This is a genomic window from Nocardiopsis eucommiae (assembly GCF_965344335.1).
Classification (GTDB): Bacteria; Actinomycetota; Actinomycetes; order Streptosporangiales; family Streptosporangiaceae; genus Nocardiopsis; species Nocardiopsis eucommiae.
Genome location: NZ_CBDRIY010000008.1, coordinates 107,884 through 132,588, shown reverse-complemented (window position 1 = coordinate 132,588; position 24,705 = coordinate 107,884). Strand labels below are relative to the sequence as shown.

Annotated in this window: 20 protein-coding genes; 9 read left to right on the top strand and 11 right to left on the bottom strand. The window is 72.9% G+C overall.

All coding sequences use genetic code 11. The annotated features are described in order from the left end of the window. Nucleotides 1-54 precede the first annotated feature (54 nt). Nucleotides 55-1,320 (bottom strand): MFS transporter, encoded by a 1,266-nt coding sequence (locus ACRWK8_RS07130; protein WP_378742698.1) that lies wholly within the window; start codon nucleotides 1,318-1,320, stop codon nucleotides 55-57. 114 nt (nucleotides 1,321-1,434) lie between these two features. Between ACRWK8_RS07130 and ACRWK8_RS07125 the strand changes: the two genes are divergently transcribed. After that, complete coding sequence (locus ACRWK8_RS07125; RefSeq protein WP_431869083.1) at nucleotides 1,435-2,187, top strand: DUF8817 family protein; 753 nt, start codon at nucleotides 1,435-1,437, stop codon at nucleotides 2,185-2,187. A gap of 9 nt (nucleotides 2,188-2,196) precedes the next feature. Here ACRWK8_RS07125 and ACRWK8_RS07120 read toward each other — a convergent pair whose 3' ends face one another. From ACRWK8_RS07120 to ACRWK8_RS07110, 3 genes are all read right to left on the bottom strand, one after another. Further along, nucleotides 2,197-2,802, bottom strand: coding sequence for a PadR family transcriptional regulator (locus ACRWK8_RS07120; protein ID WP_431869081.1), 606 nt, complete (start codon nucleotides 2,800-2,802; stop codon nucleotides 2,197-2,199). A gap of 65 nt (nucleotides 2,803-2,867) precedes the next feature. Next, nucleotides 2,868-4,859, bottom strand: a complete 1,992-nt coding sequence (locus tag ACRWK8_RS07115; RefSeq protein ID WP_378742692.1) for an acyl-CoA dehydrogenase family protein — start codon at nucleotides 4,857-4,859, stop codon at nucleotides 2,868-2,870. A gap of 136 nt (nucleotides 4,860-4,995) precedes the next feature. Further along, complete coding sequence (locus ACRWK8_RS07110) at nucleotides 4,996-5,280, bottom strand: helix-turn-helix domain-containing protein (protein WP_378742690.1); 285 nt, start codon at nucleotides 5,278-5,280, stop codon at nucleotides 4,996-4,998. 80 nt (nucleotides 5,281-5,360) lie between these two features. Between ACRWK8_RS07110 and map (ACRWK8_RS07105) the strand changes: the two genes are divergently transcribed. Then, complete coding sequence (gene map / locus ACRWK8_RS07105; protein WP_378742688.1) at nucleotides 5,361-6,128, top strand: type I methionyl aminopeptidase; 768 nt, start codon at nucleotides 5,361-5,363, stop codon at nucleotides 6,126-6,128. Nucleotides 6,129-6,198: 70 nt separating this feature from the next. Here map (ACRWK8_RS07105) and ACRWK8_RS07100 read toward each other — a convergent pair whose 3' ends face one another. From ACRWK8_RS07100 to map (ACRWK8_RS07080), 5 genes are all read right to left on the bottom strand, one after another. Then, nucleotides 6,199-7,197 (bottom strand): S66 peptidase family protein, encoded by a 999-nt coding sequence (locus ACRWK8_RS07100; RefSeq protein ID WP_431869078.1) that lies wholly within the window; start codon nucleotides 7,195-7,197, stop codon nucleotides 6,199-6,201. 22 nt (nucleotides 7,198-7,219) lie between these two features. Then, on the bottom strand, nucleotides 7,220-8,611 hold the full coding sequence (locus ACRWK8_RS07095; RefSeq protein ID WP_431869076.1) for a M20/M25/M40 family metallo-hydrolase: 1,392 nt from the start codon (nucleotides 8,609-8,611) through the stop codon (nucleotides 7,220-7,222). A 151-nt stretch (nucleotides 8,612-8,762) separates the two neighbouring features. Continuing rightward, entirely contained in the window at nucleotides 8,763-9,596 is an 834-nt protein-coding gene (locus tag ACRWK8_RS07090; RefSeq protein ID WP_378742682.1) for a M55 family metallopeptidase, read from the bottom strand. An 87-nt stretch (nucleotides 9,597-9,683) separates the two neighbouring features. After that, on the bottom strand, nucleotides 9,684-10,475 hold the full coding sequence (locus tag ACRWK8_RS07085) for a HEAT repeat domain-containing protein (protein WP_431869074.1): 792 nt from the start codon (nucleotides 10,473-10,475) through the stop codon (nucleotides 9,684-9,686). A gap of 426 nt (nucleotides 10,476-10,901) precedes the next feature. Further along, nucleotides 10,902-11,753 carry a type I methionyl aminopeptidase gene (gene map / locus ACRWK8_RS07080; protein ID WP_378742678.1) on the bottom strand — a complete coding sequence of 284 codons (852 nt, stop codon included), beginning with the start codon at nucleotides 11,751-11,753 and terminating at the stop codon, nucleotides 10,902-10,904. A 92-nt stretch (nucleotides 11,754-11,845) separates the two neighbouring features. Between map (ACRWK8_RS07080) and ACRWK8_RS07075 the strand changes: the two genes are divergently transcribed. Together ACRWK8_RS07075 and npdG are read left to right on the top strand one after the other, a co-directional pair. Next, on the top strand, nucleotides 11,846-12,037 hold the full coding sequence (locus ACRWK8_RS07075) for a hypothetical protein (protein ID WP_378742676.1): 192 nt from the start codon (nucleotides 11,846-11,848) through the stop codon (nucleotides 12,035-12,037). A gap of 76 nt (nucleotides 12,038-12,113) precedes the next feature. Continuing rightward, entirely contained in the window at nucleotides 12,114-12,809 is a 696-nt protein-coding gene (gene npdG, locus ACRWK8_RS07070) for an NADPH-dependent F420 reductase (RefSeq protein ID WP_431869071.1), read from the top strand. An 11-nt stretch (nucleotides 12,810-12,820) separates the two neighbouring features. Here the strand turns inward: npdG and ACRWK8_RS07065 are convergent, their stop codons facing one another. After that, nucleotides 12,821-13,861, bottom strand: coding sequence for an LLM class F420-dependent oxidoreductase (locus tag ACRWK8_RS07065; protein WP_431869069.1), 1,041 nt, complete (start codon nucleotides 13,859-13,861; stop codon nucleotides 12,821-12,823). A gap of 166 nt (nucleotides 13,862-14,027) precedes the next feature. Between ACRWK8_RS07065 and ACRWK8_RS07060 the strand changes: the two genes are divergently transcribed. Both ACRWK8_RS07060 and ACRWK8_RS07055 read left to right on the top strand, forming a co-directional pair. Next, on the top strand, nucleotides 14,028-14,669 hold the full coding sequence (locus ACRWK8_RS07060; protein ID WP_431869067.1) for a helix-turn-helix domain-containing protein: 642 nt from the start codon (nucleotides 14,028-14,030) through the stop codon (nucleotides 14,667-14,669). Nucleotides 14,670-14,747: 78 nt separating this feature from the next. After that, nucleotides 14,748-16,004, top strand: a complete 1,257-nt coding sequence (locus tag ACRWK8_RS07055; RefSeq protein WP_431869065.1) for an MFS transporter — start codon at nucleotides 14,748-14,750, stop codon at nucleotides 16,002-16,004. On the opposite strand, the gene panB is transcribed toward ACRWK8_RS07055, so the two are convergent. Next, nucleotides 15,992-16,846 carry a 3-methyl-2-oxobutanoate hydroxymethyltransferase gene (panB, locus tag ACRWK8_RS07050; RefSeq protein WP_378742669.1) on the bottom strand — a complete coding sequence of 285 codons (855 nt, stop codon included), beginning with the start codon at nucleotides 16,844-16,846 and terminating at the stop codon, nucleotides 15,992-15,994. The two genes, ACRWK8_RS07055 and panB, sit on opposite strands and share 13 nt — an antisense overlap. Before the next feature lie 374 nt (nucleotides 16,847-17,220). Between panB and ACRWK8_RS07045 the strand changes: the two genes are divergently transcribed. Genes ACRWK8_RS07045 through ACRWK8_RS07035 form a run of 3 tightly spaced genes read left to right on the top strand, consistent with a single transcriptional unit; the run spans nucleotide 17,221 to nucleotide 24,687 of the window. Next, nucleotides 17,221-18,789 carry an MFS transporter gene (locus tag ACRWK8_RS07045; RefSeq protein ID WP_378742667.1) on the top strand — a complete coding sequence of 523 codons (1,569 nt, stop codon included), beginning with the start codon at nucleotides 17,221-17,223 and terminating at the stop codon, nucleotides 18,787-18,789. 50 nt (nucleotides 18,790-18,839) lie between these two features. Further along, nucleotides 18,840-21,806 (top strand): helix-turn-helix transcriptional regulator, encoded by a 2,967-nt coding sequence (locus ACRWK8_RS07040; RefSeq protein ID WP_431869062.1) that lies wholly within the window; start codon nucleotides 18,840-18,842, stop codon nucleotides 21,804-21,806. 40 nt (nucleotides 21,807-21,846) lie between these two features. Beyond that, nucleotides 21,847-24,687 carry a helix-turn-helix transcriptional regulator gene (locus ACRWK8_RS07035; RefSeq protein WP_431869060.1) on the top strand — a complete coding sequence of 947 codons (2,841 nt, stop codon included), beginning with the start codon at nucleotides 21,847-21,849 and terminating at the stop codon, nucleotides 24,685-24,687. Nucleotides 24,688-24,705: the final 18 nt, after the last annotated feature.

Here is a 24,705-nt window from a genome sequence, read left to right as displayed (position 1 = left end):
CCCCCATGGTCACCCGTGGTGGGGCGGTGGCGCCAGAGGCGGGCGGGCACTGTCTCAGCGCACCCCCCTGATCCCCCAGACGGTCGCCGCGCCCAGGAGGGAGACGAGCCCGCAGATCGTGTACAGCACCGGGTAGCCGCCCAGGTGCACGACGACGGGACCGGCGAGGGCGGGGGCGATGACCTGCGGACCCGTGCTGGCGACGTTGACGATGCCCAGATCCTTCGCGCGGCCCTCGGCCGCCGGTAGCACCTCGGTGACCAGCGCGCCGTCCACGGACAGGAAGACGCCGAACCCCACCCCCAGGACCACGGCGCAGAGGACCACCGTCGTCCAGGTGGGCGCGAGGGCCAGCCCGAAGGCGGGCAGGCCCATCAGCACCCCGGCCAGCGCCACCATGCCGCGCCGCCTCCCGATCCGGTCGGAGACCACGCCCGCGACCACGGTGGTGGCCACGACCGCCGCCGTGTAGACGAGGATCAGCGTGAGCAGCCCGTCCGAGGCGGAGGAGCCGGGGAACAGGTCCTCGTACCCGACGGCGTCGCGCAGGAAGTAGAGCAGGTAGAGGACGAACATCGCGTTGCCGGTGCCGATGAGGAACCGGGTGAGGAAGGCCCAGGCGAAGTCGGGGTGCCTCCGGGGCGACACCCACATGCTCCGGGCGAGGTCGCGCCAGGGCGGTCGGTGCTCCCGGGGCAGGGGAGGGTCGGGGGACAGGAGCGCGAAGGGCAGGGCGCAGGCGAGGGTGAGGACCCCGATGAGCGTGTACCCGGGGGCCACCTCGGTGACGACGACGGTGACCAGCACGACCGCCGCCACGACCCCGGCCGACTGCGGGACGCCGATCCACCCCGAGACGGCGCCGCGCTGGCTCCGGGGGACGTGGTCCGGGACGGCGGCGAGCAGGGTGGCGTTCAGACAGGACAGGGCGGTCTGGACGAACGCCCAGCCCAGCAGGATGCCGCCGACGCTCTCCCGGGTGCCGAGGACCACCAGCCCGACCGCGCCGAGCAGGGCCCCGGTCAGGACCCAGGGTCGGCGGCGGCCGAGGGGACCGGTGGTGCGGTCGGACAGGGCCCCGGCGAGTGGCGTGGCGACCATCGCCAGGGCCGCCCCGACCCCGGTGACCCAGGCCAGGACGGTCTCCTTGTCGGCGGGGCTGACCCGGCCGACCTGCTCGGGGAGCAGGACCTGGAGGGGGCCGAAGAAGGCCATCCACATGCCGAGGTTGGCGAGGCTGATTCCGGCCACCCACAGGGCGCGGACGTCACGGGTGGGTTCGGCGAGGGCCGGGGGCGGCTGCGCCGGGGGTGTGCGCACGGTGTGATCCACCTAACATGAGGGTGGTTCATGTTAGGCCAGGCGCGGCCCGTGGGGGAAGGGTGTGGGTCGCGCACGGGTATCTAGTCAACTTTGACTAGTAGTCTGGGGGGCATGACAGAGACGATGCGTCCCAACGAGACCACCGTGCCCGTCCTGCACACCCACGACCCCCAGGCCACCCTCGACTTCTACGAGTCACTCGGCTTCGAGGTCACCTGGAAGCAGGTCCGGCCCTACGTCTACCTGGCGTTCCGGTGGAGCGGGTTCGAGCTCCACTACGGGGCCGCGCCCCGGGGCCTCGACCCCGCCCAGGAGCACACCGGCGGCGCGCTGGTCATGGTCGACGCCGTGGCTCCCTACCACGAGGCCGTCACCGCCGCCATGCGCGCGGCCCACGGAAAGGTCCTCTCCCGCGGCCTCCCCCGCGTCACCCGCCTTCGGCCCGGCGCCAGTCGGTTCACCCTGATGGACCCCTCCGGGAACAGCCTCATCTTCATCCGCAGGGACGAGCCCGAGGGGCTGGACTACGGGGGATCGCCCGAACTGGAGGGCATCGCCAGGGCGCTCGACCAGGCACGCAACTTCCGGGAGTTCAAGAACGACGACCTCGCCGCGTACCGGCACCTCAGGTCCGCCCTGCGCAGGCACGCGGAGACCTCCTCCCCGCTGGACCGGGCCCTGGCGCACGCCACCCTGGTCGAGCTGTCCCTGGCCCTGGACGACCCGGACCAGGCCGAGGCCTGGCGGGCCGAGCTGGAGGCGGTGGAGCTCACTGAGGAGGAGCGCCAGCGGGTCGACCGGGAACTGGACCACGCGATCCGCCTGGACGAGTGGCGCGAGGGCGACGGCGGCTCCGAGGTCTGAGCGTCGGACTCAGCTCCCGGTGTCGGGGGCCAGGACACCCTCGAAGGGCGTGCCCTCCTCGTCCGCGAAGGTGTACGCGCCGCCCTCGATCCGGGAGATCAGGCCACGGGTCCAGACGGCCTCGGAGTCCGAGGTGTGCACCCACAGGTCCATGATCTCGCCGATGTGCCCCAACGGCTCCGGGCCGCGCTCGGGGTCGTAGTGCCGGACCACCTCGGACCGCCACCGCTCCAGCCCCGCCAACCGGCGCCGCAGCAGGGCGAGGGCCTCGCCCCGGGGCAGGTCCACGGCGAAGCCCAGACCGGCGGAGAGCACGTCCGGCCTGGTGTCGTGCGCCGACAGCGCCGCGCGCAGCAGGGTGAGGTACTCCTCGGTGCCGCGCCCGGTGACCTCGTACTCGACCCGGGGCGGACCACCGGCCGTGGAGGGGGCCACCTCGTGCGCCACCAGCAGGCCCTGCCGGGCCATCTGCTTGAGCGCGTGGTAGATCGACCCCGGTTTGGCGTTGGACCACTCGTGCGCGCCCCAGGACTCCAGGTCGTTGCGGACCTGGTAACCGTGCGCCCGCCCGTGGAGCCGGACCGCCCCGAGCACCAGCAAGCGGATGGCCGACATCCCCTACCCCTCACCCCGTTGGTCAACGCGGACCAGCCTACGGGGTGAGGGGCACGCGGGCCGGGTCAGGCCCGCTGGTCGGCGGCCAGCTGCTCGTCCTGGCGCCGGTGCTCGGCGCCCAGGGCGATCGGCGCGCCCAGCCACTCGTCCCGCAGGCCGAAGGCGTCCACCAGCGGAACCGCGTACGGGCGCAGACCCCGGCAGAGGTCGTTCACGGCGGACGTGACCGCCTTGGTCCGCGCGGTCGAGAGGCGTTCGTGCTCCAGGAACCAGGCCCGGTCCTCCTCGATCACGGACAGCACGTACAGGTCGCACAGACGGTTGAGCAGCTTGGCGGTGGACTGGTCGCCGCAGCGGTCGATGCCCGCCACGAACGCCTCCAGCACCACCCGGTCCATGTGCGCCCGACCGGCCGCGAGCACGTGGTCCTGGGCCTGGTTGAAGACGTCGAAGGCGTCGCTGCCGTCCTTCCTGGAGCGCCGCAGCCGTCCCGCCAGACCCTCGATGACGTGCTTCTCGCGGTCCTCCATCAGCTCCAGGTGCCAGCCCCGGTTGTACAGGCTCGCCTCGTCCCGGCCCGGCGACGCCGCGACCAGCCGGTCGATGAGCGGGATCGCGGCGGTGCGCTCGATGACGGTCTCGAACACCTTCCCCGCCATGAACCGGGCCAGCCCCAGTTGGTCGAGGTCGCCGAAGGAGTCCTTGAAGTTGGTGAGGAGGGCCTTGGTGAGCTGTTGCAGCAGGACGGTGTTGTCGCCCTCGAACGTGGTGAAGATGTCCGAGTCCGCCTTGAGCTGCGGGATGCGGTTCTCCGAGAGGTACCCGGAGCCGCCGCACGCCTCGCGGCAGGTCTGGATGGTCTCGGTGGCGTGCCACGTGGCGACCGCCTTGAGCCCGGCGGCGCGCGACTCCAGCTCCCGCTGGGCGTGCTCGTCGCGCTCACTGGAGCGGGACAGCTCGTGCAGGCGCGTGACCAGCTCCTCCTGGGCGAAGTGCAGGCCGTAGGTGCGGGCCAGCGCGGGCAGGAGCTTGCGCTGGTGGGCGAGGTAGTCCAGGACGCGCACCTCCTGCTCCGGCCGGGTGTCCGTCGCCGGTCGGGTGAACTGACGTCGCGTGTCGGCGTAGCGGATCGCGATGGCCAGTGAGGCCTTGGTGGCGGTGCCCGCGCCCCCGGCCACGCTGATGCGCCCCCGGATCAGGGTGCCCAGCATGGTGAAGAACCGGCGGTTGGGGTTCTCGATGGGGCTGGAGTAGGTGCCGTCGGCGGCCACGTCGCCGTACCGGTTGAGCAGGTTGGTGCGGGGCACCCGCACGCCGTCGAACCACAGGCGGCCGTTGTCCACCCCGTTCAGCCCGGCCTTCGGCCCGCAGTCCTCGACGGTCACGCCCGGCAGCGGAGTGCCCTCGTCGTCCCGGAGGGGGACCATCACCGCGTGCACGCCGTGTTCGATCAGACCGCCGTCGGCGTCCGGGGTGCGCAGCTGGGCGAAGACCACCGCCATGCGGCCGTCGCGGGCCGCGTTGCCGATGTAGTCCTTGCGCGCGGACTCGTCGGGAGTGTGGACGACGAACTCCCCGGTCTCCGGCTCGTAGGTGGCGGTGGTGCGCAGGCGCTGCACGTCCGAGCCGTGCCCGGTCTCGGTCATCGCGAAGCAGCCGGGCAGGGCCACCGTCATGACGTCGGGCAGGTACCTCCGGTGGTGCTCGTCGGTGCCCAGTGCCCGGATGGCCCCGCCGAACAGCCCGAACTGCACGCCCATCTTCACCATGAGGGACATGTCCGCGACGAGCATCTCGAAGGCCACCACGGAGGCGCCGATGTCGTCGGTGCCGCCCACGGACTCGGGGAAGCCGTAGGCGGGCACGCCGGTCTGCGCCAGCGCCATGAGCTGGGAGAGGGTGCGGGCGCGGTGCTCCTCCACGGACAGGCCGTACACCGGGGCGAACTCCTCGCCCCGGATCACGTCACGCGCGCGTTCGCGTACGTGGGCCCACCGCCCGTCGAGCAGGCCGCGCAGCTCGGCCTCGTCCAGCTTCAACAGCGACTGTTCGCTCATGTGCTCCCCCTGTGGTCGTCGTTGACGCGACCTTCACCTGTTACCACTCCGCGCCGGAGGGCCGCCGTGTACACGCCCGGGCCACGGCCTCGTGAGTCCCAAGGTAGAGGGTGGGGGAGCGGGGGAGGGTGCCGGGTCAGACGGCGATGCCGCGCAGGGGGACGGGTGCGGGCACCGGCTCGGGGTCGATCCGGGCGAGCAGGGTGTCCAGGGAGAGCCCCAGCGTGGCCGCGACGGCGGCGACGGTGAAGAAGGCCGGGGTGGGGACCCGGCCGCCCTCGATCTTGCGGAGGGTCTCCACGGAGATCCCCGCGCAGCGGGCGACGTCCACCGTGGTGCGGTCGGCCCGGGCCTCGCGAAGGAGGGCCCCCAGCGCGCGACCGCGTTCGATCTGGTCTTCGGTGAGCGGTTCTCGAACCATGCCGTGAGTCTAACCCGCGCCCGAGGAGCCGTATAGTAATACCGGTATTGTTATCCCAGAGTCGCCCGGGAAGGTTCCCCATGGTCGAGATCAAGACCCCCGAAGAGATCGCCCTCATGCGCGAGGCGGGGCGCGTCGTCGCCCTCGCGCTCGCCGCCGGACGCGAGGCCGCCGCGCCCGGACGCACCACCGCCGACCTCGACCGCGCCGCCGCCCGGGTCATCTCCGAGGCGGGCGCCGAACCGCTCTTCCAGGGCTACCAGCCCGCCTGGGCGCCCATGCCCTTCCCCGGGGTGGCCTGCGTGAGCGTCAACGACGAGATCGTGCACGGCGTCCCCGGCGACCGCGTCCTCGCCGACGGGGACCTGGTCAGCCTCGACTGCGGGGCGCGGCTGCGCGGCTGGTCCGCCGACTCCGCGATCAGCTTCGTGGTGGGGGAGGCCGACCCCGCCGACCTCGCCCTGATCGCCGACACCGAGGCCGCGCTGGCCCGGGGCATCGCGGCCGCGCGCCCCGGCGACCGGGTGGGCGACATCGGGCACGCCATCGCGACCGAGGCCCGCGCGGCCGGGTACGGGCTCACCGCCGACCACGGCGGCCACGGGATCGGCCGCACCATGCACGAGGCCCCCGACGTGCTCAACGACGGCCGCCCCGGCCGGGGGTTCAGGCTCGTCCCGGGTCTGGTCATCGCGATCGAGCCCATGCTGGTGCGCGGCGGCTCCGACGGCTACGCCCACGGTGACGACGGATGGACCGTCCTCAGCGACGACGGCACCCGGGCCGCCCACTGCGAGCACACGGTCGCCGTCACCGAGGACGGGCCCGTGGTGCTCACCCTGCCCTGACCGGGCACGACCTCGCCGGGGACACCGACCCGCCCGTGCGCGCACGGGCGGGCACTCGTCCCGACCCCGCCTAGGCCAGACCGGGGACGGCCAGCTCCAGGGTGCCCGCGTCGGCGTCCAGCACCGCCGGGACACCCAGCGGCACGGTGAGCTGCTCCGCGCAGTGCCCGAACTCCAGGCCCCACAGCACCGGCACCCCCAACGGCTCCAGCCGGTCCCGCATCAGCTCCGAGACCACCCCCAGGTCGGGCGGGCAGTCCGTCCAGGTGCCCAGGGCCACTCCGGCCACGCCGTCCATCCACCCCGTCCGCAGCAGGTGGGTGAGCATCCGGTCGAGACGCGCGGCGTCCTCGTTGACGTCCTCCAGGATCAGGACACCGCCCGCCGCCGACAACCGGCCGTGCGGGGTCGCCAGCCCGTCGTTGAGCAGGCTCAGGTTCCCGCCGAACGTGACCCCCGAGACCCGGCCCGGCACCAGGGCCCGTGCCCCCGGCGAGGTCAGGACCGTGCGCAGCTCGGGGGAGAACAACGTGGTGTGCAGCTCCCTCTGGGCCACGGCGTCGCCCACGAAGTAGCGGGTCCCCACCACCGGCCCGTGCACGGTCACCACGCCCAGTTCCACGGCGAACGCCTCGTGCAGCGCGGTGATGTCGCTGAAGCCGATCAGCGCCTTGGGCGCGGCCCGGCGCATCGCGTCGAAGTCCAACAGGTCCAGCATCCGGTGGGCGCCGTCACCGCCCCGCGCGCAGAACACCGCGCGCACGTCCGGGTCGCACCAGGCCTCCTGGAGGTCCCGGGCGCGGTCCCGGTCCGTCCCGGCCAGGTAGGGCAGCACCGGATGGCGGTCGCGCACGTGGGGGGCGAGCTCGACCTCCAGCCCCCACCCCCGCAGCGCCTCCGCCGCGGCGTCCAGCTGCTGCTCCGGTACGGGGCTGCACGGGGCGACCAGGCGCACCCGGTCCCCCACGCGCAGTCTCGGCGGACGGGTCAGCGCCCGCGCTCCGCGGGGGTCCGCCACGGGCTCCCCTTCACGCACTTCGGTCACCGACTCGCCCACGTTGGTCCCCATCCCTTCGTCCGTGCCCACCGCCTCAGGCGCGCAGGAAACTGTCCAGCACCCGCACGCCGAACCGGAGTCCGTCCAGCGGAACCCGCTCGTCCACCCCGTGCAGCAGCCCCGGGTAGTCGACGCCCCCCGGCAGCCGCATGGGCGAGAAGCCGTAGCAGTCGATCCCCAACCGCGCGAAGACCTTCGCGTCCGTCCCGCCGCCCAGGCACACCGGGACCACCAGGCCCTCCGGGTCGTGGGCCAGGACCGCTGAGCGCAGGGCGTCGAAGACGGGGGAGTCCACCGGGGCCTCGACCGGCGGCGACCCGTGCGCGTACTCCCACTCCACATGGTCACCGGTCAGCGCGTCCATCGTGGCCTCGAACCGTTCCCGGCTCCCGGGCAGCACGCGCCCGTCCACACCGGCGGTCGCCTCGCCCGGCACCACGTTCACCTTGTACCCGGCCGAGAGCATCGTCGGCGCGGCGCTGTTGCGGACGGTGGCGGAGACCAGGGAGGCGGCGGTGCCGAACCTCGCCACCAGGGCGTCCACGGCCTCGTTGGTGTCCGTGTCACCGGCCACGCGCTCGACCTCCAGCGCGTGGGCGATCGCGTCGATCGCGGACCGGGTGACCGGGGTCAGGTGCAGCGGCCAACGGTGCTGGTCGATCCGGGCCACCGCGGCGGCCATCGCGCCCACGGCGTTGTCCCTCGGCGGCCGGGAACCGTGCCCGGCCGTCCCGTACGCGCGCAGTGTCAGCCAGGCGCTGCCGCGCTCCGCGGCGCTGATCGGGTACAGGCGTGCGGCGGCCCCCGACGCGGTCCGGGCGTGGACGGTGTGTCCACCGCCCTCACCGATCGCCATCGTGCAGCCCTCGAACAGGTCGGCGTGGCCGCGCACCAGGTAGTCCGCCCCGTAGGCGGCGCTGTCCTCCTCGTCGGCGACGAACGCCAGCACGATGTCGCGTCGGGGGCGCAGGCCGAGCCTGGCCCAGTAGCGGACCACGGCGGTGACCATGCCCACCGTGTTCTTCATGTCCACCGCGCCGCGCCCCCACAGTGAGGGGGCCCCGGTCACGGGACAGTCGGCGATCTCCCCCGCGAACGGCGGGAACGTCCAGTCGTGGGCGTCCGCGGGCACCACGTCCAGGTGCCCGTGCACGAGCAGGGCGTCGGCGTCCGGGTCGGTCCCCGGGACGCGCACCACGACGTTCGCGCGCCGGTCGGCGGACTCCAGGACCACGGGGGAGAGCCCCGCCTCCCCGAGCGCCTCGGCGGCGAACTCGGCGGCGGCGCGTTCGTCTCCCACGCCCCTGCCCTGGTTGGTGGAGTCCCGCCGGATCAGCTCCCGCGTCAGACGGACGGCGTCCTCTCCGGCCTCGGCCAGCGCGGCACCACGCGCGCTGTCCGTCAGGGAGGTGTTGGTCTGGCCCACGGTCTCGGCCTCGCTCTCAGCAGGGTGCAGGGTTTCTTGCTCACGTCAGACACACGTTTCACACGCGTGGTTCGATGCCGTTCCCCGCCACAGTTCTATCGGTTTCCACAGGTCGTTGTCCTCGCGATGCCCCATCGCATCGCGTGCGAGGTCACCCGTAGTCCTTCTCCATGGCGTTCGAGATCAGGGTGCAGACCGCCTTGAAGGTCCTGATCATCTCGTAGGCGTCCGGCGAGGTGTAGCGGACACGGCGGGCCTCCGTACGGGTCACCCCGGGAACGATCGCCGCGGCCTGGGCCAGCTGCGCGGAGTCGACCTCGACCTCCATCGTCTTCGGGACACGCCGCACCGGGTCCACCCGCCCGGCCAGCGTCATGGCGGACTCCGCCGCCGCGCGGATGTCCGCCGCCGTCCTGGCCGGAGGTCGGCAGCGGGCCGCGTACCGGCTCACGTGGTCCTTGACCGCCACCGTGCGGGCGTGCGGAGCGTATCCCCCGGCGTCCTCGCAGGCCCGGTCGTCCCCGGTCACCAGGATCACCGGGGTTCCGTACTCCGCCACCACCGCCGCGTTGAGGTAGCCCTCGCTCGCCGTGCGGCCGTCCAGCCACACCCCGGTGATCGCGTTCGGCAGGTAGGTGTGCGCCAGCACGCCGTCCTCGCCCGCCGCGCAGTGGTATCCGAGGAAGACGATCCCGTCGACGTCGCCCGCCTGGACGCCCTCCACCATGGAGAGCTCCTTGTGGCGGCCGGTGATCATCGTGGCCCGCAGGTCCAGATCCTCCAGCAGGAGGTTGCGCATGGTCGAGTGGGCCTCGTTGACCAGCACCTCGGTGGCGCCCCCCTCGACGAGTCCGCTGATCGCGGCGTTGACGTCGCTGGTGAACATCGAACGGCAGCGCTGCCACTGCTCGGTCCCTGGCTCGCAGTCGGCGGGCCAGGTGACGCCGGTGGCGCCCTCCATGTCCGCGGAGATGAGGATCTTCATCCAGCAGACCCTAGCCCGGAGCCGGTCGGCGCGCCATGCCGTGGCGGCGGCGGACGTCGCGCGCTGGCCCGGTGGATCCCGGGGCCCTCAGTGGTGGGTGCGGGGGTACAGCGGGGCGCTCCTGGCCCGTGGCAGCGTGACCTCGTGCGCGCTTCGAGGGTCCTGGTCCCGGGGACGGGGGATCGGAGCGCTGGCGCGGGACTCCAGGGCCTCGGCGGCGGCCTCACGGACCTTGTGGTCGGGATCCCTGGTAAGCCGGGTCAGGAGGCCGGTCACACCGGGGAGGGCCCAGGCCGCGATGGTCTCCGCCAGAGTGGCGCGGACCAGGGGTTCCGGGTGACCGGACAGGGACGCCACGCGGTCCAGGGGGCCCCGGCGGCGCTGGCCGATCCTGGACAGCGCCTCCCGCAGGGCCACCGTGTCGCGGCGGTCGCAGGCGTCGGCGACGAGTTCGATCGGGATCGGGGCGCGACGGGGGTGGGGACGGGTCTCGGACAGCCGCCGGACCTCGCGGATGCGGTGCACCTCGCGGCGGGCGACCGGGCGGGGAACGAACACCTCCCAGCCACGGGGTTCACGGAGCCCGGCGACCACGCGCACGGCCTCGGCGGCGTCGACCAGCCGGGGGCCGTCGCTGTCGTCGAAGTGCCCCACGGTGACCGGTTCGTCGTCGGAGAGGGTGAGGTACACGCCTATCAGGCCTCGTGGCCCGTGATGGCCGGTCAGCTCACGCAGCCACTGGTGCGTCACCGTGTACGAGGGCAGCACGGGGAAGCAGAAGACCCCGCGCACCCCGCCGGGTCCCACAGCGGTCCCCAGACCGGACCTCCGTACTCGGGAGATGTTGGCGCGGGGGGTCAGGTGGACGAACATCGCCATGGTGTGGTTCCTGTGTGTCGATGGGTCGTGACGGTGGGTGGAGGGTCGCGGGGATCAGTCAATCCGCAACGGCACTCCTGGTGCAGGGGTTTTCCGCAACCCGTTCGGACCGGCTCCGCGGTGTCCGCACACATGAGGGCCCCGGTGCCGGTGGGCGGCCAGGGCCCTGGGGGAGGGGCGTCGAGCGGTCGACGGGGTCACTCCGGACGTGAACGCGGCCCGCTCGGGATCACCGAAGGAGGGGTACCCAGGTTCGCGGTCGTTCGAATCCCGCACAGCATAGGATGCCGCTCCGTCAGTACGCGGTTCCGCTGCGACACACCGGCACAGCGAACAGAGGGGCTCTCCGGAGTCGTGGCGTCACCAGGAGTCACTCCGGGGGGTGTGAGAGAGCCCCGGCGCCGTCGGCGGCCGGGGCTCGGGGTACTACGGCAGGGTGAGGATCTCCGCGCCGGAGTCGGTGATGACCAGGGTGTGCTCGAACTGCGCGGTCCACCGGCGGTCGGCGGTGACGGCGGTCCAGCCGTCGTCCCACATGTCGTACTCCACGGCGCCCAGGGTGATCATGGGCTCGATGGTGAAGGTCATGCCCGGTTCCATCACCGTGGTGGCGCGCGGGTCGTCGTAGTGCGGCACCACCAGGCCGGAGTGGAACTCCGGGCCCACGCCGTGGCCGGTGAAGTCACGCACCACCCCGTAGCCGAAGCGCTTGGCGTACGACTCGATGACGCGGCCGATCACGTTGATCTGGCGCCCGGGGCGGCACGCCTTGATGGCGCGCATGGTGGCCTCACGGGTGCGCTCGACGAGGAGGCGGTGCTCCTCGGAGACGTCACCGCAGAGGAAGGTGGCGTTGGTGTCGCCGTGCACGCCGTCCTTGTACGCGGTGATGTCGATGTTCACGATGTCGCCGTCGCGGACCACCGTGTCATCGGGGATGCCGTGGCAGATGACCTCGTTGAGGGAGGAGCACAGCGACTTCGGGTAGCCCTTGTAACCCAGGGTGCTCGGGTAGGCGCCGTGGTCCAGCAGGAACTCGTGGCCGATCCGGTCCAGCTCGTCCGTGGTCACCCCGGGCTGGACGTTCTTGCCCACCTCCTCGAGCGCCTGGGCCGCGATGCGCCCCGCCACACGGATCCTCTCGACGGTCTCCGGGGTCTGGACGTCGCCCAGGACACCCTCCACCGGACGCTTCTGACCCACGTACTCCGGCCGGACGATGTGCGAGGGGACCGAACGTTGGGGCGAGATGCGCCCAGGAACCAGCGGAGTAGTCATGGACACTGATTGTAGTTCGTGGGCGGCGGGTGAGGAGCGCCCGGCGGAGGGGTAGATGCCACACGAACCCGGAACGACGAGAGGTGGTCGTGGTGAACGACGCAGAGGACGACGGCTGGTGGTACTGCCTCCGTCACGGCGGGGTGGAACACGGCGCGGGCTGTCCCGACTCCCAGCGGCTCGGGCCCTACCCGGACGAGGCCACGGCCGCGCGGGCGCTGCGCATCGCGGCCGAACGCAACGAGGCCTGGGACGAGCAGGACGAGAACGAGGGCAACGGCTGACGGAGCGCGGGGCCGTGTGGGGCGCCACCGGCCCTGCGCGTTCCCCCTCCGGGCCCGTTCTGACAGGATCGGCCCCATGAGCGAACACGACGCACAGCAGGGCGCGGACATCACCGGGCTGACCATCGCGGTCCTGGGCGGGACCGGCGACCAGGGGCGGGGACTGGCCCGGCGCTTCGCCCGGTCCGGCCTCACGGTCCTCCTCGGCTCCCGCGACGCCGAGCGTGCCGCCAAGGCCGCGGACGACCTCGTGGCGGCCGAGTCCACCGCGATCGACGTGCGCGGGCTCGCCAACCCCGACGCGGCGGAGCGGGGGGACATCGTGGTCGTCGCCGTTCCGTGGGACGGCCACCGCGAGCTGCTGGTGTCGCTGGCCGACCGGCTGGCGGGCAAGATCGTGGTGGACTGCGTGAACCCGCTCGGCTTCGACAAGAAGGGCCCCTTCGCCCTGGACGTCCCGGAGGGGAGCGCCGCCCAGCAGGCCGCCGAGGTCCTGGCGGGCAGCCGGGTCACCGCCGCCTTCCACCACGTCTCCGCCGTGCTCCTCCTGGACCCCGAGGTCGACCAGATCGAGCTGGACGTCCTGGTGCTGGGGGAGGACCGCGGCGCCACGGACACCGTGCGCGCCCTGGCGGACCGGATCCCGGGGGTGCGCGGAGTGTTCGGCGGGCGTCTGCGCAACGCCCACCAGGTCGAGGCCCTCACCGCCAACCTGATCGCGGTCAACCGCCGTTACAGGACGCACGCGGGTGTCCGGATCACCGGCCTGTAGGTCCGCGCGGCCTAGGCCGCCCACTCCTTGACCTTCGCGATGAGCCGGGCGGGGTCCCCGCCGACCGGGGTCACGTTGAGCTGGGTGACCCCGGCGGCGCGAAAGGCCTCCACCCGCTCGCGGACGTAGGACTCGGGCCCGACCAGGTTGGTCAGCTCCACGAACTCGTCCGGGACCGCGGCGGCGGCCTCGTCCTTCCTCCCGGCGAGGTAGAGGTCCTGGATCTTCTCCGCTGCCTCCTCATAGCCGTACCGCTGGGCCACCGTGTTGTAGAAGTTCCTCCCCTTGGCGCCCATGCCGCCCACGTACAGGGCGATGATCGGCCGGGTGAGGTCCGCGAGGCGCGCGGTCTCCTCGTCCTCACCGATGGCGAGCAGGCCGCCCGCGGAGATCTCCAGCTCACCGAGGCCGGGGTCGCGCTTGGCCCGGCCCCTGGCCAGGGACGGGCCCCACACGCTCTCGGCCTTCTCCGGGATGAACAGGTGCGGCAACCAGCCGTCGGCGGTCTCGGCGGTCATCTCGACGTTCTTCTCCCCGAGGGAGGCCACGTGGATCGGGATCCGCGGGCGCACCGGGTGGTTGATGATCTTGAGCGGCCGGCCCAGTCCGGTGCCCTGCTCGGGCGGCAGCGGCAGCTGGAACACCTGACCGTCGTGGGTCAGGCGCTCCTCGCGCGCCCAGACCTTCCGGCAGATCTCGATGGTCTCCCGGGTGCGGCCGAGCGGCTTGGTGTAGGGGACGCCGTGGAAGCCCTCGATCACCTGCGGGCCGCTGGCCCCGAGGCCGAGGACGGCCCGCCCGTCGGAGAGGTAGTCCAGCCCGGCCGCGGTCATCGCGATGAGGGTGGGGGTACGGGTGTACATCGGCAGGATGGCGGAGCCGATCGACACGTGTTCGGTGCGGGCCGCGAGGTAGCCCATGAGGGTGGGGCTGTCGTAGCCGTAGGCCTCCGCGACCCACACGGTGTCCAGCCCGGCCTTCTCCAGTTCGACGACCTGCTCGACGGCCTCCTTGGGCTCGCCCGCGTACTGGAGCGGCATCGAGATGCGCATGTGCTGTCCTCCCGGTGGGCCGGACCCCCGGCCCGCGTCGGTGCTCGGTGTGCCGACACTGTACTACCGAGTCACGTTCGGTTTCCGTCCCGCTCTCACCCTCTTGCCCAAGACTTCTTGGCCAAGGAGTCTTGGCCAAGAACCCTTGGTCGTCTAGGGTGCCGGTATGAACCACGGCACGGAAGAGCACGACGACACACCCGAGGCCCACCACGACACCGTTCCGGACCCCTTCGCGAACGCCGCCGTCCTGGACGCCCACTCCCTGCGCGGACTGGCGCACCCGCTGCGCATGCGCGTCTACCAGCTGCTCCAGAAGACTCCCGCCACCGGCAAGATCGTCGCTGAGAGACTGGGGGTCTCCTCCGCTTCGGCCAGTTACCACCTGCGCCAGCTGGAGACCCACGGTTTCATCAGGGAGGACCCCGCGTTGGGCACCAGCCGCGAACGCTGGTGGCGTGCGGCCCACAGCGGCTTCCGCCTCCCCGAGAGTCTGGACACCGAGGCCCCCGAACTCACCACGGCGCTGCGCCACACCGTCGCCGCCGGGTGGACCGAACGCCTGGGCGCGGCGGTCAACGAGTGGTCGGCCCAGCCCGAGGGGTGGCGTGAGGCCCAGCTCATGTCGGACCGCACCCTGCGCCTGACCCTCGAACAGATGGAACGCCTGCGCGCGGAGCTGGTCGAGGTGCTCAACCGGCACACCGCCGAGGGCGGGACCGGGGAGACGGGGGAGCGCACGGTCCACGTCCAGTTGGCCGCCTTCCCCGGAGCCGACCCGGACCCGGCGGCCGAAGGGCCCCGGTGAACCCGGGACCCCCTGCCCGGCCGCACCTGGGTTCCCCACCTTCGGTCCCCGTTCCCCCACCACCCCGCAGGAGACCCGATGAGACCGGTCGTCGGCCTGGTCGCCGCCCAGGCCCTCGCCTACACGGGCACCAGGCTGGCCATGATCGCCATCCCCTGGTTCGTCCTGGAGACCACCGGCAGCCCCACCCACATGGGCCTGGTGACCCTCTTCGAACTCGGCTCCTACACCCTGGCCCGGCTGTTCGTCGGCCCTCTCCTGGACCGTGTCGGACAGCGCGCGGTGAGCATCCGGGTGGACCTGCTGGCCGCCACCGCCCTCGCGACGGTGCCGCCCCTCTTCTCCGCCGGGCTGCTGCCGTTCCCGGTGCTGCTGGTCCTGGTCACCGTGATCGGGCTGGCCACCGGCCCCTCGGAGGCGGCCAAGGTCTCGCTGTCACCTTTCGTGGCCGTGGCCGGGGGCGTCCGGCTGGAACGCGTCACCGGGCTGACCGGGACGGTCGACCGGCTCTCCATGACCGTGGGACCGATCGCCGCCGGTGCGGTGGTCGCCGCCCTGGGCGCGCTCACCGCGCTGTACGTGAACGCCGCCCTCATGGTGCTCGCCGCCCTGGTGACGGCGCTCCTCCTGCGTCGCGACGTCGAGGTGGCGGGGCGATCCGGGGCGGACCCGGAGGAGGGCGACGGCTACCTCGTGCGCCTGCACGCGGGATGGCGGGCGGTCTGGGGCGACCTGCCGTTGCGGGCGCTGGTCACGATGATCATGGTGACCAACATCGTGGACGTGGCGGTCATGAGCCTGGCTCTGCCCGTCTGGGCGGCCGAGCGGGGGTGGGGTCCGCAGGCGGTGGGGCTGGTCGCGGGGGCGCTCGGCGCCACCTCGGTGCTGGGCTCCCTGGTGGCGGTGTGGATCGGTCACCGGTTGCCGCGCCGCGCCACGTTCCTCGCCGCCATGGTGCTCTCCGGGCCGCCGCGCTTCCTGGTGCTCGCCCTCGACGTGCCCCTGTGGGTGGTCCTGGCGGTGTGGGCCGTCTCCGGGGTCGGCGGCGGACTGATCAACCCCATCCTGTCCGCGGTGATCTTCGAACGGCTGCCTCCGCGCATGGTCGGCCGGGGGATGTCCATGGTGGGTGCGCTGACCCGGATCGGAGCCCCGGTCGCGGCACCCGGGATCGGGGTGGCGATCGGACTGTTCGGGGTGTCCCCGGTCCTGGTCGCCGGGGCCGCACTGTACCTGGCGGCGGTGTGCCTGCCCGCCTTCGGCCGCACGGCCACGGAGCTGGAGCGGCCCCCGGAGGAACCGGAGACCGCCCAGCCGCCGGATCAGCTCGCGTAGGTGTGCTCCTCGGCGGGGAAGCTCCCGCCGACGACCTCGGACGCGTAGTCCGTGGCGGCCTCGCGCAGCGTCTCCGCGAGGTTGGCGTAGGTCTTGACGAACTTCGCCACCCGGGGGCTCAGCCCGGCCATGTCCTGCCACACCAGCACCTGGGCGTCGGTGGAGGGGCCGGCGCCGATGCCGATGGTCGGGACGGCGAGCTGCTCGGTCACCTCGGCCGCGAGGTCGGCCGGGACCGCCTCCAGCACGACGGAGAACGCGCCCGCGCGCTCCAGTTCCTTGGCGTCCTTGAGCAGACCTGCGGCGGCCTCGCCCCGGCCCTGCACACGGTATCCGCCCAGGGTGTTGACCGACTGCGGGGTCAGACCGATGTGGCCCATCACCGGGATGCCCGCCGAGGTCAGCAGCTCTACCTGGGGGGCGACCGCCTGGCCGCCCTCCAACTTCACCGCCTGGGCGTTGCCCTCCTTCATGAACCGGGAGGCGGCCTCCAGAGCCTGCTGGGGGGAGGCCTGGTAGGAGCCGAAGGGCAGGTCGGCCACGACCAGGGCCCGCTTGGTGGAGCGGGTGACGGCGGCGGTGAGCGGGATCAGCTCGTCCACCGTCACCGGGACGGTGGAGTCGTAGCCGTAGACCACGTTGGCGGCGGAGTCGCCGACGAGGAGGACGGGGATACCCGCCTCGTCGAAGATCCGGGAGGTGAGGGCGTCGTAGGCGGTCAGCATGGGCCACCGCTCGCCGCGCTGCTTGGCCAGGGCCAGGTCGCGGATGGTGACGCGCCGGTTGGTGACCCCGCCGTACAGGGCGTTCCCGGCGGAGGGGGTCTTGGCTGTGGTGCTCATGATGGGTTCTTCCTCCGTTGTCTCGAAGCACCCGCTGGGGTGTCCCCGGACCTGTGGACGAAAACTGTTGTCGTGCGCGCTTGCACGCGCGGTTCCCCGAAGGGAGGGGTTCCTCGGGAGGAACGGCGTGCCGGGGCGGGTTGTTCCCCGTTCCCCGCCACCAGCCTCTGTCCACCCGGCGGAGCCGGTGCGGGGAGGACGGGTGCGCGGGGGCGCACGCCAGCATCATCGCACGGGAGGGGGCGGGCCGTCCTCCCCGGGACGGTGCCTTTTTCCGGGCGCGCCCGGCAAGCCGGAGCCGTGGTCCCGGCGCTGTGAGAGGCGGCTGGTTAGCATGACAGCGGCACCGGGGTTGAGTGGCTGAAGGGACGTCCGTGGACCAGCAGACAGCACACCGGCGCAGGTGGGGCGGGTTGGCGGTGCTGATCATCTGCCTGCTGGTGATCGTGGCCGACAACACGATCCTCAACGTCGCGCTGAAGACCCTCTCCGACCCGCAGCGGGGGGTGGGCGCCAGCCAGGCCGAGCTGGCGTGGGCGATCAACGCCTACACCCTGGTCTTCGCCGGACTGCTGTTCACCTTCGGGGTGCTCGGTGACCGGTGGGGGAGACGGCGGCTGCTGGCGGCCGGACTGATCGTGTTCGGCGCCGCCTCGACACTCACCGCCTACTCACAGAGCCCGGAGCAGCTCGTCGCGGCGCGCGCGGCGATGGGATTCGGCGCCTCCATGGTGATGCCGCAGACCCTGTCGGTGATCACCAACGTGTTCCCGCCGGAGGAACGGGCCCGGGCGATCGGCCTGTGGGCGGGCGCGGTGGGTCTGGCGATGGCGATCGGGCCGTCGGCGGGAGGGCTCCTCCTGGAGAACTTCTGGTGGGGATCGATCTTCCTGGTCAACGTGCCCTTCGTGCTCCTCGGGCTGGCGCTGATGTTCTTCCTGGTCCCCGAGTCGAGGGACGAGAACGCGGGGCGCCCGGACGTCCTCGGCGTGCTGTTGTCCATCCCGGGCCTGGTCCTGATCGTCTACGGCATCATCACTGCTGGGGAGCGGTCCTCACTGGCGGACTGGGACGTGTACGGCGCTCTGGTCCTGGGCCTGGCGGTGCTGGGGATGTTCCTGGTCCACGAGTCCCGCGCCCCCAACCCCTCGCTCGACGTGCGCTTCTTCCGGGACCCCCGGTTCAGCGTCTCCGTCGCCACGGTCATGGTCCTGTTCTTCAGCATGGCGGGGATCCTCTTCTTCCTGAGCTTCTACTGGCAGAGCGTCCGCGGCTTCCCCCCGTTCGTCGCGGGCCTGCTGATGCTGCCGTCCGCGCTGGGCCAGCTGATCTTCGCTCCGTTGAGCCCAACCCTGGTGCGTTGGGTGGGTCCGCGCGTCCTCGCCGCGATCGGTGTGGGGGTGGTCTGCTGCAGCTTCGTCTTCTACACGCAGATCCGGGTGGACACCCCGCTCGCACTGATCATCGTGTTCTTCTTCCTCCAGACCTCGGCCATGGCGGTGGTGCTCACCCCGGCCACCAACGCGATCATGTCGTCGGTCCCGCCGGGCAAGGCCGGGGCCGCCTCCGCCGTGCAGAACACGGCCCGCCAGATCGCCACCGCCATGGGCGTGGCCGTCCTCGGCGCGGTGATCTCCTACCGGTACCGAGCGGGGATGGAGGGCGACCTGAACGCGGTGGCGGAACGGACCCACGACGTGACCCCGAAGGACGCTCAGACGGCGGCCGAGTCCATCGAGGCGACCATGGCGCTGGTCCAGAGACTGGGTCCGGCGGGCGACGCGCTCGTCGCCCCGGCCAAGCAGGCGTTCCTGGCGGGACTGCACATGGCGGCGCTGGTCTCGCTGTGCATCGGTCTCATCGGTCTGGTCGTGGTGCTGGTGTGGATGCCCCGTGAACCCCCGAGCCACGAGTCGAACGACCGGGCCGCGAACAGGTCCTAGCGGGCGCCGGGCCACGACCGCGCGGGGGCCCGGCGGCCATACTGGGCACCATGCTGGTCCACGAACCCTCCCCCGCCTTCGTCGGTCGCCACCACCACCTGTCCCTGCTCGCGGCGGACGCGCGCCGCACCGTTCCCGAGGGCGCCCGCACCGTCCTGGTCCTCGGCGGCGCCGGTGTAGGCAAGTCCCGCCTGCTCACCGAGCACCTGCGCCGGGTCCCCGGCACCCCCTCCGCCGTGGGCGGCTGTCTGGAACTGGGCGCCGAGGGTGTCCCCTTCGCCCCCTTCACCGCCCTCCTGCGTGAACTCGTGCGCTCCGGAGGCCCCGCCGCCGACCCCACCGGCGACCTCGGCCGTCTCCTCCCCGATCTCAAGGGTGTCTCCGGGGCGGTGGTCGAGAGCCGTGCCCGTCTGTTCGAGGCGGTCCTCACCTTCCTGGAGGAGCGCGCCGCACCGGCCGGACTCACCCTGGTGATCGAGGACCTGCACTGGGCCGACGCCTCCACCCGCGACCTGCTCGTGTTCCTGCTGCGCAACCTCGGGTCCGCCCCCGTCCACCTGCTCATCAGCGTGCGCACCGACGACCTGCACCGGACCCACCCGCTGCGCGGTCTGCTCCCCGAACTCGAACGCCTCCCCGGGGTCCGCCGCCTGGACCTGGAACTGCTCTCCAAGGACGAGGTCGGAGCCCAGGCCACCGCCCTGAGCGGTCGCGAACTCGATCCGGCCGACCTCGACCTGCTGTTCGAGCGCAGCGGCGGCAACCCGCTCTTCGTGGAGTCATTCCTGGCCACCGGGCACGACCCCGCCGGGGCGCCCCTACCGGAAGGGCTCCGGGACCTGCTGCTCTCCGCTGTCGAACCCCTGCCCGAACCCACCCGCCGCATCCTCGGCCTCGTCGCGACCGCGGGGACCCGGGTCCGGCACACACTCCTCGCCAGCGTGAACCGCCGCGCCGGGAGCTCCGACGTGGAGCTCGACGCGGCCCTGCGCCCGGCCGTCGACGCCCGCATCCTGCGTTCGACGGCGGACGGCTACGCGTTCCGGCACGCACTGCTGGCGGAGGCGGTGCACACCGACCTCATGCCGGGTGAACGCGTGCGCGCGCACCGCCGCTACGCCGAGGCGCTCCAGGCGGGTGTGGAGCGGATGCCCGAGCGCGAGCGGGCCCTCCAGCTCGCCCACCACGCGCACTGCGCCCACGACCAGCCGCTCGCCCTCTCGGCGGCCTGGCGGGCCGCCGACCACGCCGCCGCCGTGGACGCCTACCCCGAGCACCTGGGACTGATCGAACGCGTCCTGGAACTGTGGGACCAGGTGCCCGACGCGGTCGAACGCGTCGGGCTGCCCCGGGACCAGGTGCTGGTCCGGGCCGCCGAGGTGTCTCTGGTCGCGGGTTCGCCGCGACGCGCGGTCAGCTACGCCACCGAGGGACTGGACGAACTCGGGGTCACGGGATTCCGTGACCCGCACGGAGCCCGTAGGGAGAGCTTCGAACGCGCCTCCCGGCTGCGTCACGCCCGGGGCCGGGCGCTCAAGGAGATGGGTCGCGACGGTGCCCTGGAGGATCTGGCCGACGGCCTCGTGCTGCTCGCCCACGACCACCCGGACGCCACGGCGGTGGGCGCGACCATGGCCGCCACTCTCATGATGCGCGGCCACCACGACCAGGCGGCCAGGATGGCCCGCCGGGTCCTCGACAGCGCGCGTGCGCTCGGTGACCGGAGGAGCGAGGCGGACGCGCTTATCACCCTCGGCGGCCTCAGCGACCCGCTCGACACCGACGAGGGGTTGGCCCTGTTCGGTGAGGGCATCGGTCTGGCCCGCGAGGCCGGTGACGTCCCGGTCGAGATCCGGGGGCTGGTCAACCTCAGCGGCCACCTCAAGAACCTCGACCGGCTGGAGGAGAGCGCCCGGGTGTCCCTGGAGGGGATGCGGCGCTGCGGTGAGCTCGGCCTGACCCGGACCCAGGGCGGGGCGTTCGCCTGCGGGTTGGCGGTGACCCGGTTCCACCAGGGAAGGTTCGCCGAGAGCGAGGAACTGCTGTCCAGGGTCACGGAGGGCGGGGTGACGTGGGCGCGGGCCCTCACCCTGCGCATGCAACTGGACCTGTACCGCTGGCGTCCGGATGCGCTGCGCGCCACCATCGACGAGTTCCATCGCGCGCTGCCCGCACGCGTGAGCTCCCCGGTGGAGCACCTTCCGGTGCACGGGGTCCTCCAGCAGCTGGCCGTGTACGAGGGACGCCTGCTGGACGCCGGACGGATGACCCGGGACCTGCTCCACCGGACGGCGGGGGAACGCTCCAGGACTCCGCTCGCCCAGGGTCTCTACCGTTCCACCCTGGTCCGGCACACCTCGGTCGCCGCCCGCCTGGCGGAGGAACCGGGAGAGGAGGCGCGCCAGCTGGCCCGGGAGGCCCGCGAGCTCCTGGACGACATGCCCCCCGTTACGGAACACTCCGACTCCCACGCCCGGCTGGCCGCCGATGCCTGGCTGGCCCCGGACCCGGAGGAGTCCCTGGCGCTGTTCGAGGCGGCGATGGCGGCGGTCGCGCCCACCGGCCACGTGGTCCTCGGAGCCGAGTACGAGCTGGCGGCGGCGGAGGCGGCCCTGCGGGCGGGGCGCCGCGACCGCGCGGCCGCGCACGTCGACGCGGTCCACCGCCTGGCGGTCCGGCACGGCATGGCCCTGTTCGAGAGGCAGACCCGCGCGCTGCGGGCCCGCCACGCCCTGCCCGACCCGGACGGACACGCCGCCACCAGCCCCGCTCCGGAACGGGCCGCGCTCCCCGCCGGGCCCACCCCGGCGGCCGGATCGCCGCCCGCCGGGCTGACGCCGCGTGAGGTGGAGGTGCTGGTGGAGGTGGCCCGTGGGTCGAGCAACCGGGAGGTGGGGGAGGCGCTGTTCATCTCGGGCAAGACGGTGAGCGTGCACCTGAGCAACGCGATGGGCAAACTCGGGGTGCGCAACCGGACGGCCGCGGTGGCGCGGGCCCGCGAGCTCGGGCTGGTCTGACCCGGCCTCGGACCAGGGAGCCCCGGGCATACTGGGGCGTATGTCCCCCTCAACCTTCGTCGGCCGACAGCGGCAGGTCGACCACCTCCTCTCCGACGCCGCCCGGGCCCGTACCGAGGGGGCCAGGACGGTCCTGCTCCGCGGCGACGCCGGAATCGGCAAGTCACGGCTCCTGGAGGAGTACCTGGAGCACACGCCCCTGCGGAACCGGGCCCTGGGCGCCTGCCTGGAACTGGGCGCCGGGGGCCTCGCCTTCGCCCCGTTCACCGCGCTCCTGCGCCAACTGGTCAGGGAGGGCGGCCCAGTGCCGGCCGCCGGGAGCGAACTCACCCGACTCCTGCCCGGACAGGGCGAGGCTCCCTCCGCGCGGTCCGGCACCGACGACCACGACCGCGCCCGACTGTTCGAGGCGGTGCTGACCTACCTGGAGGAGCGCGCGGCCCCGGCGGGGCTCAGCCTCGTGGTCGAGGACCTGCACTGGGCCGACGCCTCCACCCGCGACCTGCTCGTCTTCCTCCTGCGCAACCTCGGTGCCGCACCGGTGCACCTGGTCGTCTCGGTCCGCTCCGACGACCTGCACCGCACCCATCCCCTGAGCCGCGCCCTGCCCGAACTCGAACGGCTGCCCCGGGTCACCCGGCTCGACCTCGCACCGCTCACCCGGGAGGCCGTCGCCGAGCAGGTCGCCGCGCTGAGCGGATCGGTGCCCGACCCCGACACCCTTGCGCTCCTGCTGGAACGCAGCGGCGGCAACCCCCTGTTCGTGGAGTCCTTCCTCGCGGCCCCCGAGGGCGGCGTCCCGGAGGGCCCGCGCGAACTCCTCATGCGCCGTGTCGAACCCCTCGCCGCCACCACCCGCAGGGTCCTCGGGCTGGCCTCGGTGGCCGGGGACCGGGTCGACCACGGGCTCCTCACAGAGGTGGCCGAGGCCTCCGGCGTGGGCGAGGACGACCTGGACGAGGCGCTGCGCGAGGCGGTCGACGCCCGGGTGCTCGGGGCCACGGACACGGGGTACGTGTTCCGGCACGCGCTGTTGGCCGAGGCGGTCAAGGGCGACCTGCTGCCGGGCCAGCGGGTGCGTGCCCACCGTCGCTACGCGGCGGCGCTCGAAGGCGGTGTCCCCGGTCTGTCACGCAGTGAGTCGGTCGCCCAACTCGCCCACCACGCGTACTCGGCCCACGACCACCCCAGGGCGTTGGGCGCCGCGTGGGAGTCGGCCGGACACGCCCGGGACGCCAGCGCCCACCCCGAGCACCTGGCCCTGCTCGAACGTGTGGTGGAGCTGTGGGAACTGGTCCCCGACGCCGCCGAGCGCCTGGGGACCACCTACGGGGAACTCCTGCTGGGGGTCTGCCTCGCCGCGCAGACGGCGGGTGACCCGCGCCGGGCGGTCGAGCACGCCAGCGAGGCACTGGCCGAGCTGGATCCGGGGAGCGAGCTCGCCGCGCGCCTCCTGGTCGCCCGGGGCCTCTCCTACAAGGAACTGGGACGGCTCGAGGCCCTGGACGACCTGCGCGCCGCCGCTCGGAACCACCCGGAACCGGCCGTGGTCAGCGCCAACACGGCCTCGGTGCTGATGATGCGGGGCAGTGACGCCGAGGCGGAGCGGGCCGCGCGCGCCGCGATCGAGGAGGCGCGTGCCTGCGGGGACCGGGCCAGCGAGGCGGACGCGCTGGTCACCCTGGGGGCCCTCCTGGACCACACGGGGGAGGAGGAGCCCCTGGAGATGCTGCGCCAGGGGATCCGCATCGCGCGCGAACTGGGTGACGTCCAGGTGGAGATGCGCGGGCTCAACAACCTCGGCAGCAACCTCGGCAGCCGGTTCGAGACACGGGAGCGGTTGGCCTGCGCCCAGGAGGCCCTGGACCGCAGCGCCGAGCTGGGAGTGGCCCGCAGCCAGGGGGCGGGCCTGGCCAACGGGCTGGCCAGCGCCCTCGTCGCGGCGGGGCGTCTGGAGGAGGCGCGGGCGAGGCTGGACGCGGCCCCCGCGGGTGAGGACCTGTCGGGGGCCAGACGCCAGGTGCTCGTCGCCCAGATGGCCGCGCTGGAGGGGGACTGGGAGACCAGCCGAGGTGCCCTGGAGGAGTTCACGCGGCTGCTGCCACGGGAGACCTCCACCCGCGTTGAGTACATGTCGCACTACTACGCGCGTCTCCTGGGGCTGCTCTTCGAGCCGGGGGAGCGGTGGACCGAGGCCGCCCGGGTGATCCTGGAGGCCGAGCAGGAGGTCCGCATGGTCTCCCACGTCCGGTTCAGCGCCAGTACCGGGTCCGCCACGGCGATGGTGGTGTGGCGACTGCGGCGCCGTGCCGAACCCGGTGACCGGGAGCTCGCCGACACACTGGCGGAGCCTCTGGTGAGCGTGCTGGAGGGGGGCGACTGGCCGGTCTCCCCGCTGGGGAGACTGAGCGGGGAGACCGCGCTGGCCTTCCTGGAGGAGGACCCGGAGCGCGCGGCGGAGTACTGGGACCGGGCCCTGCCCCTGGCCGAACGCGCCGGTGGCCTCAGCCTGGTCGAGTGTCTGTTCGGGGCCTTCTGGAACGCGCTCGGGACGGCCGACACCGGACGCGCCCGGGACCTGTTGCGACGTTGCGAGGCCGTGCTGGCCGGGTTCGACCTGTACGTGGTGCGCCAGCTCGTGGCGGAGATGCGCGCGGCCCTCGGCCCGGACTCCGCGGCGGCACCGCCCGCCGGGCTGACGCCGCGTGAGGTGGAGGTGCTGGTGGAGGTGGCCCGTGGGTCGAGTAACCGGGAGGTGGGGGAGGCGCTGTTCATCTCGGGCAAGACGGTGAGCGTGCACCTGAGCAACGCGATGGGCAAGCTGGGGGTGGCCAACCGGACGGCCGCGGTGGCGCGGGCCCGGGAGCTCGGGCTGGTCTGACCCGGCCGGAGGCGTCCC

Bases quoted from the DNA above. Each gene is read 5' to 3' on its own strand.
- ACRWK8_RS07090 (WP_378742682.1), bottom strand. From the start codon at position 9,596: ATGAAGATCCTCATCTCCGCGGACATGGAGGGCGCCACCGGCGTCACC.
- ACRWK8_RS07055 (WP_431869065.1), top strand. From the start codon at position 14,748: ATGAGACCGGTCGTCGGCCTGGTCGCCGCCCAGGCCCTCGCCTACACG.
- ACRWK8_RS07065 (WP_431869069.1), bottom strand. From the start codon at position 13,861: ATGCGCATCTCGATGCCGCTCCAGTACGCGGGCGAGCCCAAGGAGGCC.
- ACRWK8_RS07035 (WP_431869060.1), top strand. From the start codon at position 21,847: ATGTCCCCCTCAACCTTCGTCGGCCGACAGCGGCAGGTCGACCACCTC.
- ACRWK8_RS07100 (WP_431869078.1), bottom strand. From the start codon at position 7,197: ATGGGGACCAACGTGGGCGAGTCGGTGACCGAAGTGCGTGAAGGGGAG.
- map (WP_378742678.1), bottom strand. From the start codon at position 11,753: ATGACTACTCCGCTGGTTCCTGGGCGCATCTCGCCCCAACGTTCGGTC.
- ACRWK8_RS07085 (WP_431869074.1), bottom strand. From the start codon at position 10,475: ATGGCGATGTTCGTCCACCTGACCCCCCGCGCCAACATCTCCCGAGTA.
- ACRWK8_RS07110 (WP_378742690.1), bottom strand. From the start codon at position 5,280: ATGGTTCGAGAACCGCTCACCGAAGACCAGATCGAACGCGGTCGCGCG.
- ACRWK8_RS07115 (WP_378742692.1), bottom strand. From the start codon at position 4,859: ATGAGCGAACAGTCGCTGTTGAAGCTGGACGAGGCCGAGCTGCGCGGC.
- ACRWK8_RS07040 (WP_431869062.1), top strand. From the start codon at position 18,840: ATGCTGGTCCACGAACCCTCCCCCGCCTTCGTCGGTCGCCACCACCAC.
- ACRWK8_RS07125 (WP_431869083.1), top strand. From the start codon at position 1,435: ATGACAGAGACGATGCGTCCCAACGAGACCACCGTGCCCGTCCTGCAC.
- map (WP_378742688.1), top strand. From the start codon at position 5,361: ATGGTCGAGATCAAGACCCCCGAAGAGATCGCCCTCATGCGCGAGGCG.
- npdG (WP_431869071.1), top strand. From the start codon at position 12,114: ATGAGCGAACACGACGCACAGCAGGGCGCGGACATCACCGGGCTGACC.
- ACRWK8_RS07120 (WP_431869081.1), bottom strand. From the start codon at position 2,802: ATGTCGGCCATCCGCTTGCTGGTGCTCGGGGCGGTCCGGCTCCACGGG.
- ACRWK8_RS07060 (WP_431869067.1), top strand. From the start codon at position 14,028: ATGAACCACGGCACGGAAGAGCACGACGACACACCCGAGGCCCACCAC.
- panB (WP_378742669.1), bottom strand. From the start codon at position 16,846: ATGAGCACCACAGCCAAGACCCCCTCCGCCGGGAACGCCCTGTACGGC.